Annotated in this window: 12 protein-coding genes; 7 read left to right on the top strand and 5 right to left on the bottom strand. The window is 66.4% G+C overall.

Annotated elements, in window-relative coordinates; genetic code table 11:
• Positions 1–6: 6 nt before the first annotated feature.
• The 5 genes from RMR04_RS27550 to RMR04_RS27530 all read right to left on the bottom strand — a co-directional run bounded on the left by RMR04_RS27550 (position 7) and on the right by RMR04_RS27530 (position 6,455).
• Complete coding sequence (locus tag RMR04_RS27550) at positions 7–906, bottom strand: branched-chain amino acid ABC transporter permease (protein ID WP_311911709.1); 900 nt, start codon at positions 904–906, stop codon at positions 7–9.
• Positions 907–1,049: 143 nt separating this feature from the next.
• Entirely contained in the window at positions 1,050–2,252 is a 1,203-nt protein-coding gene (locus RMR04_RS27545; RefSeq protein ID WP_410492160.1) for an ABC transporter substrate-binding protein, read from the bottom strand.
• 339 nt (positions 2,253–2,591) lie between these two features.
• The gene (locus RMR04_RS27540; protein WP_311911708.1) at positions 2,592–4,232 is read right to left on the bottom strand and encodes a Na+/H+ antiporter; all 1,641 of its coding nucleotides are present in this window, start codon (positions 4,230–4,232) and stop codon (positions 2,592–2,594) included.
• 175 nt (positions 4,233–4,407) lie between these two features.
• On the bottom strand, positions 4,408–5,232 hold the full coding sequence (locus RMR04_RS27535; RefSeq protein WP_311911707.1) for an MBL fold metallo-hydrolase: 825 nt from the start codon (positions 5,230–5,232) through the stop codon (positions 4,408–4,410).
• A gap of 47 nt (positions 5,233–5,279) precedes the next feature.
• Positions 5,280–6,455 (bottom strand): trans-sulfuration enzyme family protein, encoded by a 1,176-nt coding sequence (locus RMR04_RS27530; RefSeq protein WP_311911706.1) that lies wholly within the window; start codon positions 6,453–6,455, stop codon positions 5,280–5,282.
• A gap of 137 nt (positions 6,456–6,592) precedes the next feature.
• On the opposite strand from RMR04_RS27530, the gene RMR04_RS27525 reads away from it, so the two are divergent.
• Genes RMR04_RS27525 through RMR04_RS27495 form a run of 7 tightly spaced genes read left to right on the top strand, consistent with a single transcriptional unit; the run spans position 6,593 to position 12,587 of the window.
• Entirely contained in the window at positions 6,593–7,783 is a 1,191-nt protein-coding gene (locus RMR04_RS27525; protein ID WP_311911705.1) for a M20 metallopeptidase family protein, read from the top strand.
• A 43-nt stretch (positions 7,784–7,826) separates the two neighbouring features.
• Entirely contained in the window at positions 7,827–8,690 is an 864-nt protein-coding gene (locus RMR04_RS27520; RefSeq protein ID WP_311911704.1) for a transporter substrate-binding domain-containing protein, read from the top strand.
• A 22-nt stretch (positions 8,691–8,712) separates the two neighbouring features.
• Positions 8,713–9,438, top strand: coding sequence for an ABC transporter permease (locus tag RMR04_RS27515; protein ID WP_311911703.1), 726 nt, complete (start codon positions 8,713–8,715; stop codon positions 9,436–9,438).
• A 4-nt stretch (positions 9,439–9,442) separates the two neighbouring features.
• Entirely contained in the window at positions 9,443–10,144 is a 702-nt protein-coding gene (locus RMR04_RS27510; RefSeq protein WP_311911702.1) for an ABC transporter permease, read from the top strand.
• The gene (locus RMR04_RS27505; RefSeq protein WP_311911701.1) at positions 10,141–10,935 is read left to right on the top strand and encodes an ABC transporter ATP-binding protein; all 795 of its coding nucleotides are present in this window, start codon (positions 10,141–10,143) and stop codon (positions 10,933–10,935) included. The genes RMR04_RS27510 and RMR04_RS27505 overlap by 4 nt, the downstream gene beginning before the upstream one ends.
• 17 nt (positions 10,936–10,952) lie before the next feature.
• Positions 10,953–11,642: a GntR family transcriptional regulator gene (locus tag RMR04_RS27500; RefSeq protein WP_311911700.1), complete on the top strand. Its 690-nt coding sequence runs from the start codon at positions 10,953–10,955 to the stop codon at positions 11,640–11,642.
• Positions 11,643–11,669: 27 nt separating this feature from the next.
• Positions 11,670–12,587, top strand: a complete 918-nt coding sequence (locus tag RMR04_RS27495) for a homocysteine S-methyltransferase family protein (RefSeq protein WP_311911699.1) — start codon at positions 11,670–11,672, stop codon at positions 12,585–12,587.
• Positions 12,588–12,606: the final 19 nt, after the last annotated feature.

Raw genomic sequence — 12,606 nt, 5'->3', positions numbered from 1 at the left:
GCGGGCTCAGACCTTCTTGATCGCGGTCTTGCCGAAAAGCCCGGCGGGCTTCAGCGACAGGACGAGCAGCAGCAGGATCAGGCCGGGAACATCCTTGTAGCCGGTGTCGAAATAGAAGCCGGTCATGCTTTCCGTGATGCCGAGGATCAGGCCGCCGACGACGACGCCGAGCCCACTCGACAACCCGCCGATGATCGCGACCGCGAAGGCCTTCAGGCCCAGCGCCGCGCCCATATTGGCGCCGGTCAATGTGATCGGGGCGATCAGCACGCCCGCCAGCGCCGCAGCGAGCGAGGACAGCGCGTAGGAGAAGGTGATGACGAGCGGCGTGTTGATGCCCATCAGCCCGGCTGCGTCGCGGTCGTTCGAGGTTGCCACCACGGCCTTGCCGTAGATCGAGCGGCGGTTGAAGGCCTCGACGGCGAGCATCATCGCGAGCGCGCCCAGCACGATCGCGATCTCCATCGGGCGGATATTGACGCCTGCGATCGTCAGCGGGTTCTCGCTCAGGGGCGAGGGGAATTTCAGCGGGTCCTTGCCCCAGATGTTCTCGGCCATGTTCTTGAAGATGATGCCGAGCGCGATCGTCGCCATGATCCAGCCGGCCTCGGACTTGGTCTTCATGGCTTGCCTGACGCCGAGCCGCTCGACGACCGCACCCTGGGCGAGGCCGAAGGCGAAGACGAAGGGCAGGGCGATGAGATAGGCCGCGAGCGTGCCCAGATGCAGCCCGATCAGAAAATTCACGCAGGTCAGGCCGACGAGCGCGCCCAATGTCAGCGCTTCGCCCTGGCCGAAATTCAGCGTCTTGGAGGTGGCGAAGGTGAGCTGGTAGCCGAAGGCGATGACGCCGTAGATCATGCCGACGGAAATGCCGGAGACGAGAATCTGGAAGAAGTTCTGCATGGAGGGACCGACACTCCGACCGATAATGAAGAACCCTCCCCGCCAGGCGGGGAGGGTCGGTTCCTAAGAGCAGGATGCGAAAAACTGGGAACCGGCTTTTCGCATTGATCCTGCTCTAACTCTTAGATGAAAGCCGCTATCGCTCAGGACTTCGGCTTGACCCGCAGCGCGCCCGCGCCTTCGAGATCGGCCGGGTTGGCCGGCACGACGCGGCCGCCCTTGACGATGCCGAGCACGGGGATGTTGGCCGTGATCGCCTCGTGGTCGGTGGCGCTGAAGGGCTTGTCATAGGTGGTGACGACGCCTTCGACCTTGGTGGTCAGGTTCTCGAGCGCCTCGCGGACCTTGCGACCGTCGGTCGACTTGGCCTGGTTGATCGCGGCGGCCAGCAGATACATCGAGTCATAGCCCTGCGCGGCCGAGACCGGGGAGGGGATGCGGTCGACCTTGTAGGCCGCCTGGTAGGCGTCGATGAAGCTCTTGCGCTTCGGCGTCGAGGGCAGCTGGATGAAGGTCTGCGGCATCATCACGCCCTCGCCATTGGCGCCGGCGGCATCGATGAAACTCGCCATCGACAGCGTCCAGGAGCCCATGACCGGCACCTTCCAGCCGAGCTTGACGACGGCGTTGACCGTCTGCGCCAGCTCGGGGCCGATCGCATAGGTCAGCACCACATCGGCGCCGGCATCCTTGGCACGCAGCGCCTGCGCGGTCATGTCGGTGTCGCCGATATTGAATTTCTCGATGGCGACCGGCTTCAGGCCTCGCTCGGCGAGCGCCTTTTCGAGGTCGGCGCGGCCGAGCTGGCCGTAATTGGTCGAGTCCGCGATGATCGCGACCTTGGTGTAGCCGTTCTTCTTGACCGCTTCCGCGATCATCGAGCTCTGGATCGTGTCGTTGGCGGCGTTGCGGAACACATAATTCGACTTGTTTTCCGGCGCCTTGAACTGCTGCGTCACCAGCGTGCCGGTCGCGACATTGTTCATCACGGGAATCTCGGCTTCCTGGTAGAAGCGCTGCGAGGCGAGCGAGACGCCGGTGTTGATGAAGCCGACGGTCGCGACCACCTGCTCCTTGTTGATCAATTCCTGCGCGATCTGGACACCGAGCTCGTTCTTGGCCTCGTCGTCGCGTTCGATCAGCTGGATCTGCTTGCCGAGCACGCCGCCGGCCTTGTTGATTTCCTGCGTCGCGAGCTTGACGCCGTCACGCATGCTGACGCCCATCGAGGCGGAGCCGCCTGTATAGGGGCCACTGACGCCGATCTTGATTGTCTGCTGGGCGTAGGCCGCTCCGGTCATGGCCGCGCTGAAGGCTGCGGCGGCGAGCCATTTCTTCATCGTCATGGTTTCCATCCCTATTACACGGTTCATTCTTCCGATTTGCTCGGAATTGATGCTTCTTGTTATTATTATAAACTTTATGTCGGTGGCCTGCGATGCAAGGCGCGCCCTCGACGGCAGTCAAGGGCGCATTCCCGCGACTGGCAGGACATACCAAGTCTTCAAAGGCTTAGGGCTGACTGGTTGCGCGGGCAACCGAGAATATGGGGCGCGCGGCCCCGGAGTATCAATCTTTAGTCTTATCGGGGTGGCGGCGCTTTCCCTCATGGACGGAGGCTGCCCGCGAATGAGGCAATTCTCCCCCGCACTTGACGATCATGCGCTTGGCGTTGTGGTTGCCGCTCAAGCCGGGCCGAACCGCGCTTCGAGCAGGTCGATTTCCCTGACGAGCTTCCTGGCGATTTCGTCCGAGGTGCCGCGCACCCGGGCGACGCGGTAGATTTCGTCCCGCTCGGCGCGCAGGCCGGCAAGGCGCAATTCGCGCTCGATCGCATCGGCCTTGCGGGCGAGATCGGCTTCCGCGCCGGTCTTGGAGCGCCCGTCGATGCGCTCGCGGTAGAGTTCCATCAGCCGCGCGCCGACTTCGACATAAAGGTCGGCGTCGTTGCGGCCGCTGCCCATTTTGTGCTGCATCTTCTCGAGCGCCTTGATTGCGGCTTCGGCGGCGGCGTTGCGAACCCTGTCCTCCTCTTCCTGCTGGGAGGGCTCGGGAGGCAGCTCCAGATTCTTGAGCAGGAATGGCAGGCCGATGCTGGCCGCGACCAGCGACAGGATGATCACGCCTGCCGCCAGGAAGATGGCGAGGTCGCGCACCGGGAAGGCCGAGCCGTCATTCATCGTCAATGGCAGCGTCAGTACGCCGGCGAGCGTGATCGCCCCGCGCACGCCGGCAAGTGAGGTCGCCGCGACCAGGCGCAGGCCGGGCACATAGCGCTTCTCGCCGCGGCGCGCCGCCCGCGCGAGCGTGAAGCGCAGCGATACCCAGACCCAGGTGAACCGGAGTGCGGCCAGCGCGAAGGTGATGACGGCGACATAGGCGATGAGCCAGACCGGGTCATGGTGTCCGGTCTCGCGCACCGCTTTCGCCGCGCCTGCGATGATCAGCGGAAGCTGCTCGCCCAGCAGCACGAAGATGATGCCGTTCGCGGCGAACTGGACCGTGTCCCAAACGGCGTGGCCGCGCACGCGCGTAATCGCGAGGATTTGTCCGCTCTGGTCGGCATAACTCATGGTGATGCCCGCCGCGACGGCCGCGAGAATGCCGGAGCAATGCAGGTGCTCGGCCAGGAGATAAGCTCCGAACGGGATCAGCAGGCTGATCAGGATCTGCGAGCCGGTCTCTTCCCCGAGCCGGCGGGTGACCCAGCCCACCGCGCGCGTCGTGCTCCAGGTTACCGCGACGCCGATCGTGATGCCGCCGATCGCGACCCAGAGGAAGGTGCCGAAGGCGCCGACCAGGGAAAAGCTCCCGGTCAGCGCGGCCACGACGGCAAAGCGCATGCAGACCAGGCCCGAGGCGTCGTTGAGTAGCGATTCACCCTCGAGGATGTGCATCAGTCGCTTGGGAACCGGCACCCGGGCGGCGATGGCGGAAACCGCGATCGGGTCCGTCGGCGAGAGGATCGCGGCGAGCGCGAAGGCCACCGCGAGCGGCATGGCCGGAAACAGCCAGTTGAGCAGGAAGCCGACGCCGAGCACGGTGAAGATGACGAGGCCCAAGGCGAGCTCGAGGATCGTGCCCTTGTCCCGGAACAGCCCCTCCTTGGGGATGCGCCAGCCATCGAGGAAGAGCAGCGGCGGCAGGAACAGCAGGAAGAAGATGTCGGGCTGCAGCTGGACGCTGAGATCGGCCACCGAGGCGATGAGCGCGCCGAGCCCGATCTGGACGAGGGGGAGCGGCAGAGGTGCAGGCGAAAGCCGCGTGAGCATGCCGCTGACCACGACGGCCAGCAGCAGGACCAGAATGATCGCGATCATCTCCACGGCTTACCTCTTATCCACTCACCCGCTCCGGCCTGTTCATGGGCAAGCGGGAGCTCGACCCATCCCTGTGATGGGCATGATCCCAGCGAGAATAGGGCGGTGTTGCTTCGAGACCATGTCTCCATCGCAAAGGCATAGCCTTTGGGCGTGACCGGCTTGCTACCGGAAGCGACGCTCACGCCCCCGTGGCAGCCCAGAATTCCCCCCTGTCCTCGACGCGCCCCTCGGATTTCAGCTTGAGGAGATGGGCCAGCACATTGCGCTCGGCCGCGAGCTGCAGCCAGTGATCGGTCTTGGAATAGAGCCGGTCGACCAGATCCCGGGTACCTAGCGGTCCGGCGGCCAGAGTCGCCGCGATCTCGTCCTCGCGCTTGAGCCGGCGGTCGAGCAGTTCCTGCACATAGGGCCTGGGATCGGGCAAGGGCGGCCCGTGTCCCGGCAGATAGAGCCGGTCGTCGCGGGCCATCATCAGGCGCAGACTCCTGACATAGTCGGCCATGTCGCCGCCCGGCGGGGAGACGATGCTGCTCGACCAGGACATCACATGGTCGGCGCTGAACAGGATCCCGTCCCGATAGGCGAAGCAGAGATGGTCGCTGGCGTGGCCCGGGGTATGGATGGCGAGCATGCCCAGCGCGCAGTCGCCGTCCCGCAGCAGGATGTCGGGTATGAAGGCGTCGTCGGCGCTGAGATGGAATGCATAGGTCTTCGCGCCGGTGCGGGCCTTCAGCGCCGCTGTCGCGCCGAGATGGTCGGAATGGGTGTGGCTGAGCAGGATCGCGGACACGGCGCCGCCCGTCGCCCTCAGGATGTCGTCGAGATGGCCGACATCATCGGGGCCGGGATCGAGAACCGTGAAGCCGTCATCGGTCTCGATCAGATAGGTGTTCGTGCCGTGATAGGTCATCAGGCTCGGATTCCTGGCGACGATGCGGGAAATGCCGGGAATAACGGCCAGGGGAACGCCGCGCGCGGGCTCGCTCTCGCTCAGGAATGCCAATGCTGGTCCCTTTCAGAAAATCGCCTGGGGCAGCGACCGTCGTCCTTCTAGATCATCTCGGCCGTCGCCGTCTCCGCCATGCGGCGCATGCCGCTCAAAGCGCGCTGCAGATCGGCGATCAGGTCCTCCGCATGCTCCAGGCCGATCGAGAGCCGGATCAGCGTGTCCGGACAGGTGGAGCGCTCGCCTTCCGTGCTGCGCCGATGCTCGATCAGGCTTTCCGTCGAGCCCAGCGATGTCGAGCGGCGAAACACCGCTGTCTGCTCGCATAGCGTCAGCGCATCCGCCGCCGTACCGATGATCTCGAAGGACAGCATGCCGCCGAAGCCGCCCAGGAACTGCCGCCGCGCCAGCTCATGATGCGGATCGCCGGGCAGGCCGGGATAATGCACCGCGCTGACCCCGGGATGCGCGGCCAGGGTGGTGGCGATCTTCAGCGCCGTCTCGCAGGCGCGCTCGACGCGCAAGGCGAGCGAGCGCATGCCGCGGAGCAGGAGCCAGGCCTCGAAGGGGGGAAGGATGCTGCCATGCGCTTCCCGGGAGGAGAGGATCTCCCGCCACACCGTTCCGGTCCGCGCCGTGATGAGCGCGCCCGCGACGAGATCGCCATGGCCGTTCAGATATTTGGTCGCCGAATGCAGGACCAGATCGGCGCCGAAATCCAGCGGCCGGCACAGCACCGGCGTCGCAACCGTCGCGTCGACCAGAAGCTGCGCATCGCCCTGATGCGCGATGGCCGCCAGTGCGGCGATATCCGGCACGCGCCAGAGCGGGTTGCTGGGACATTCCGCCCAGACGAGCCGCGTCTCGCCCGGGCGGATGGCTTGCCGCACCGCCTCGGGGCAGCACATATCCGCGCGGGTGACAGTCACGCCCCAGCGCTGGCCGAAGGTCTCGATGATGGCGCCGAATTCATAATAGGCGGCCGAGTCCAGGACAAGATGATCGCCCGGGCGCAGGTTGGCGAGCACGGCCTGCGCGGCCGACGAGCCGGCGCTGAAGACCGCGGCGGCGGCTCCGCCTTCGAGCTGGGCCAGCACGCGTTCCGCGACGGTGGCGCCGCTATTGCCGGAGCGCGCATAGCGCGAGGCGATCGAACCGGTGGACAAAGCTCCGTTTCCGGGCGGCGCATGCGTGACCGCCGGATGGATCGACGGCACAAGCCCCCCGGTCACCGGGTCCAGGTAATGGTCGAGTTGGGCCAGCACCGTGGCGGCGTGCATCGGGGTCTCGTCAGCGGGGATCATCGCGTACAGGATAGGCCGATATTGTCGATTGTCGATCCTCGATCATATTGCGGGAGGGGTGGATCTATGGCTAGATGCCGCCGCAATTTTCAAAAATGGCCTTGAGCGTGCTGATGTCCCCTGATCGCCCGAACGAACTGACCCGCGCCATCGCCGACCAGGTGGAGGCGATCGAGTCGGCGCTCATCGCCCTCAGGCGCGATATCCACGCCCATCCCGAGGTTGGTTTCGAGACTGTGCGGACGGCGGCGCTGGTCGCCTCGGAGTTGGAGCGGATCGGCTTGAAGCCGCAGCGCGGCGTCGGGCGCGTCGGCGTGGTGGCGGAGATCGAGGGCGGGGCGCCCGGGCCGTGCCTGCTGATCCGCGCCGACATGGACGCCCTGCCGATGGAGGAGCTGACCGGCCTGCCCTTCGCCAGCACCATTCCCGGCAAGATGCACGCCTGCGGCCATGACATCCATACCGCCACCTTGCTAGGCGCGGGCATGGTGCTGAAGAAGCTGGCACCGATGCTGCGCGGCAGCGTCCGCCTCGTTTTCCAGCCGGCCGAGGAGACGGTCGAAAGCGGAGCGGCTGCGATGGTCGCCGACGGTGCCGCCGACGGTGTGGCGATGGCGCTCGCCTTCCACAACCGGCCGGAGATGCCGGTCGGTCGTTTCGGCTATGTCCGCGGCGCCTCGACGGCGTCGAGCGACGAGTTCGACGTGGTCGTCCATGGCCGCTCCGGCCATGCCGCGCGTCCTCATGCGGCGCTCGATCCCATCGTCGCGGCCTCGGCTATGATCATGCAGCTGCAGACGGCGATTTCCCGCGTCATGGACCCGTCGCAGTCGGCGGTGCTGACGATCGGCCACATCGCCGGCGGCTCGACCCACAACATCATTCCCGACAGCTGCATGTTCCAGGGCACGGTTCGCTGCCGCTCGGCCGCCTCGCGCGATACGATGGAAGCCACCTTCCGTCGCATCTGCGAGGGCGTCGGTGCGGCCATGGGCGTGACCTGCGAGATCTCCTATATCCGCGGCGCGCCGGCGCTGGTGAATGATGACGGCGTGGTCGATGCCGCCGTTCGTTCCGTCTCGGCCCAGTTCGGTGCGGATAGGATCGACCAGCTCGAGGGCCGCTTCGGCGCGGAGGATTTCTCCTATTTCTCCGAGCGCATCCCGTCCTGCCAATTGCTGGTCGGCGCGTCCCAGCCCGGGCGCAACGACCGCGTGCACAACTCCGACTACCAGCCCGACGAGCGTTGCATCGGCCTGGGCGTCGCAGCGCTCGTGCGCACCGCGGTCGATGTCCTTTCATAATAGCCTCTAGCCCTGTTCAAACCCCTTTCTTGGAGATTGCGGCGTGAAGATTACCCGTTCGTCCTTCCTCACCCTCGGCCTCGGCGCCGCGGCCGGACTCGTATTTGGAACCGCGCCCCGCAGCGCCAGCGCCAAGGAATGGAAGGTCATCCGCGTTGCCACGGAAGGCGCCTTTCCCCCCTACAACATGCATGCGCCCGATGGCCGCCTGATCGGCTTCGAGCCGGAACTGCTGCAGGAGCTGTCCACGCGCATGAACGTGAAGTGCGAGATGATCGCGCAGGCCTGGGACGGCATCATCGCCGGCCTGACGGACGGCAAGTACGACGCGATCATGGACGGCCTCTCGATCACGCCCAAGCGCGAGGAGGTCATCGCATTCTCCAGGCCGTACGCATCGGCCGGCTCCGGCTTTGCGATCATGAAGGAAGGCAGCATCAAAACGCTGCCGGGTACCGGCACGCGCGTGCCGCTGACGGACGAGGCTGCGGCCAAGCAGGCGATCGATGAACTGGCCAAGCTTCTGGCCGGCAAGACTATCGGCGTGCAGGTGGCGACGATCCAGAACGACGTGCTGACGAAGTATCTCAAGGATGTCGTGACCATTCGGACCTATCCCTCCGGCCCCGACACCTTCCTCGACCTGAAGGCCGGGCGCGTCGATGCCGTCATGGCCTCCGCGATCAACCTGAACGCCTCGGCGAAGAAGTCCAACGGCGAGATGATCCAGTCAGGCTATCTTTTCTCGGGCGGACTGCTCGGCCTGGGTTCGGCCGTTGGCCTGCGCAAGTCGGATCCGGACTTGAAGGAGATGTTCGACAAGGCGCTGAAATCCGTAGCGGAAGACGGCACGCTGAAGCGGCTTTCGCTGAAATGGTTCGAGATGGACATCACGCCCATCATCTGACGAACCGGACGACACCGCAGCAATGGGCGAGGCTTTCACCCTGCTTGGATTTGGCCCCGAGGGTTGGGGGCACGCCCTGCTGACCGCGGGGCTGACGACGCTTGCCGTGTCGGCCTGCGCCTTCGCCTGCGGGCTCGTCCTGGGCACGCTCTGCGCCTGGGCCAAGATCGCGGGCCCCCCTGCGCTCCGCCGCGCCGCCGATATCTACGGCGTGGTGCTGCGCGGGATTCCGGATCTGCTGGTGATCTACCTGTTCTATTTCGGCGGCCGCCAGATCGTCACTGCGATCGCCAACCAGTTCGGTCATACCGGCCCCGTCGAGATCAGCGGCTTCGTCGCGGGCTCGCTTGCCATCGGGCTGATTTCCGGCGCGGCGCAGGCAGAGGTGCTGCGTGGCGCCTTCCACGCGATCCCGCCGGGAACGCTGGAGGCCGCGCGGGTCACGGGCATGCGGCGCTGGACCATGTTCCGGCGCATCATCGCGCCGCAGGCGCTGCGGACGGCCTTGCCGGGCTTAGGCAACCAATGGCAGTCGGTTATCAAGGAATCGGCGCTGGTCTCGGTGACCGGCCTCGTCGAGACATTGCGCGCCGTCAGCGTTGCGGCGAATTCGACGGAACTGCCCTTCCTGTTCTTCCTGGCCGGCGGCGCGATCTATCTTGCGATTACCACGGTCTCAGGGCTCGTCTTCCGCATCGCGGAATGGCGGGCCATGCGCGGCCAGCCGGCCATGCGGGTGGGGGGCTAGCGGCGTGGATCTCGCTTTCATCGCCGAGGTGTTCCCGAAGCTGCTGGCAGGCCTGCCGCTGACGCTGAGCCTTGCCGTGCTGTCCTTGGCCGGGGGCGCGGTCCTCGCGCTCATGCTCTCGGGCTTGCGGGCCTCGTCCTGGCTCGGCGCGCAGTTTGCGAATTTCTATGTCTACATCTTTCGCGGCACGCCGCTGCTGATCCAGATCTTCCTGATCTATTACGGGCTCGCGCAGTTTCCGGCGCTGCGGCATTCGCTGCTCTGGCCGCTCCTGCGCGAGCCTTATGTCTGCGCCGTCCTGGCGCTCATGCTGAACGACGCCGCCTACACCTCGGAGATCCTGCGCGGCGGCTTGCGCGCCGTGTCGAGCGGGGCGATCGAGGCCGCCAAGGTCGCCGGCATGTCGCGCCCGACCATGCTGCGCCGTATCGTTCTGCCACTGGCCTTCCGCCAGGCGCTGCCGGCCTATGGGGCGGAGGTGACCAGCATGGTCAAGTCGACCTCGCTCGCCAGCGTCGTGACCTTGATGGAGGTGACGGGCATCGCCCGAGCCGAGGTCTCGCAGACCTATCGCGCGATCGAGGTCTTCCTTTGCGCAGCGGTGATCTATCTCGTGCTCGTCACCTTGATCACGCGTCTCGTCCATTGGCTGGAAGACCGGCTTTCGACCCATCGCAGCCCCGCCCTCGACCGGAGCCCGGCATGACCCCGACAACGGTCCGAACCCCGACGACGGTCCGACTGGCCAATATCCATAAAAGCTTCGGCAGGCAGGAGGTGCTGCGCGGCATCGACCTCGAGGCGCGCGATGGCGACGTCATCTCGATCATCGGCTCGAGCGGCTCCGGCAAGAGCACCTTGCTGCGCTGCATCCCGTTCCTCGAGATTCCCGATCAGGGCGAGGTCACGGTCGGGGACGAGACGATCGTCCTGACCGGCGCGGCGCACCGGTTTTCGCGTGCGGAGAGGCAGAAGGTCCGCCGGCTGCGCGGGCAGATCGGCTTCGTGTTCCAGAGCTTCAATCTCTGGCCGCATATGACCGCGCTGCAGAATGTCATGGAGGTGCCGCTGCATGTGCAAGGCAGGCCCCGGGCCGAATGCCGCGAGGAGGCCGAGGCCATGCTCGCCAAGGTCGGCCTGGCGGATAAGCGCGACGCCTGGCCGGCGCATCTCTCCGGCGGCCAGCAGCAGCGCGTGGCGATCGCCCGCGCGCTGGCGAGCCGGCCCCGCGCTTTGCTTTTCGACGAACCGACCTCAGCGCTCGACCCCGAACTGGTGGGCGAGGTCCTGCGCGTCATTCGCGCCCTGGCCGAGGAGGGGCGCACCATGCTGATCGTGACGCATGAGATGGCCTTCGCACGAGAGGTCTCCAGCCACGCCATCTACCTGCATGAAGGCCGCATCGAGGAGGCCGGTCCGCCGCAGCAGGTCTTCCTCGATCCGGTTTCCGAGCGCTGTCGCCGTTTCGTCCGGGGCCAGGCCGGCCCAGCCGATTGAACCGAGGGTCTGCCCTGTTGTCCGATCCTGACCTCTCACTGCCCATCGAGCGGCGGAGTCTGGCCGACATCGCCCGGCTTCGCCTGCAGCAGGACATCGTGCGCGGCCGGCTCGCTCCCGGCGAGACGCTGACCGAGGTCGCACTCTCGAACCGGCTGGGCGTCGGCCGGGGGACGATCCGCACGGCGCTGTTCACTCTGGAGGGCAACGAGCTCGTCATCCGCGCGCCATATTCCAATTGGCGGGTGGCGCCGCTGAACGCGCAGGTCATATGGGAGATCTATACGCTGCGCGAAGCGCTGGAGGGCCTGGCTGCGCGCATCCTAGCGGAGCGCTCGACGGAAGCTGCGGCGCAGCGGCTGCGGGCGGCTTTCGCCAGGCTCGGGCCTGCGGAAGCGGAGCCGCTGGATCAGCGGGTAGTCGCCGATCTCGATCTGCACCGCGCCATTGTCGAGCTGACCGGACACCAGCATCTGATCCACCGGTACTCCGCCCTGTCTGCCAAGATGGAGTGGCTCTATCGCTGGTCGGAGGAGCATTGGCCGCAGCGTTATCCCCTGGAGGAAAGCCACCGCCCCCTGGTCGAGGCTCTCCTGAGCGGCTCGCCGCTCCAGGCCGAAGCGGCCGTGCGGCAGCACATCGCCGTCAGCCTGGTTGAGGACCTCAAGGGGTATGCGGCGCTCGAGGCCAGGCGCTCCGCGCGTTGAAATTCCCCATAAGATCGGAAGAGTGAGATGACGACGAGCGTTGGCGTGACCGTGCTGGATGGCGGCATGGGGCGGGAACTGGAGCGCATGGGCGCGCCGTTCCGCCAGCCTGAATGGTCGGCGCTGGCCCTGATGGAGGCGCCCGACACCGTGCTCGCGGCGCATCGGTCCTTCATCGCCAGCGGGGCGGAGATCGTCACCACCAACAGCTATGCGCTAGTGCCGTTCCATATCGGGGAAGAGCGCTTCGCGCGCGATGGCGCGAGGCTGGCGGCGCTTGCCGGCAAGCTGGCGCAGCAGGCAGCCGATGAGGAGGCCGAACGGACGGGCCGCGTCGTGCGCGTCGCGGGCTCGCTGCCGCCCTTGTTTGGGTCCTACCAGCCGGAGCTGTTCGATGCCGTGCGTGCGCCGGCGATGCTCGATCGTCTGGTTCAGGGCCTGCTGCCCCATGTCGATCTGTTCCTGGCCGAGACCCAGAGCTGCATCGCGGAGGCGCTGGCGGCTTGCACCGCGGTCGCCCCGACCGGACGGCCGATCTGGGTTTCGTTCACGCTGCAGGACGATGAGATCAACCGGAGCGAGGCTCGGTTGCGCTCGGGCGAAGCCGTGGCCGATGCGATCGCCGCGGTCCGGCAGGCGGGCGCGCAGGCGGTGCTGTTCAATTGCAGCCGGCCGGAGGTGATGGGGCCTGCCGTCGATATCGCCGCCCATGTGCTCGGCGGCAGCGATATCGCGATCGGCGTCTATGCCAACGCCTTCCCGGAAAAGACCGGCGAGGCGGCAGCCAATGAGGGCATCTCCGCGCTGCGTGAGGATGTCGCTCCGCAACGCTATCTCGGCTGGGCCCAGGACTGGCGCCGGCGTGGCGCCAGGATCATCGGGGGCTGCTGCGGAATCGGGCCGGACTATATCTGCGCCATTCACAAGGGATTGAAGGCGGAGTGAGGCAGCCCGGGTGATCAGG

Origin of the sequence: Bosea sp. 685, assembly GCF_031884435.1 — a bacterium.
In the GTDB taxonomy this organism is placed as follows: Bacteria; Pseudomonadota; Alphaproteobacteria; order Rhizobiales; family Beijerinckiaceae; genus Allobosea.
This window is presented reverse-complemented; position numbering and strand designations above follow the sequence as displayed.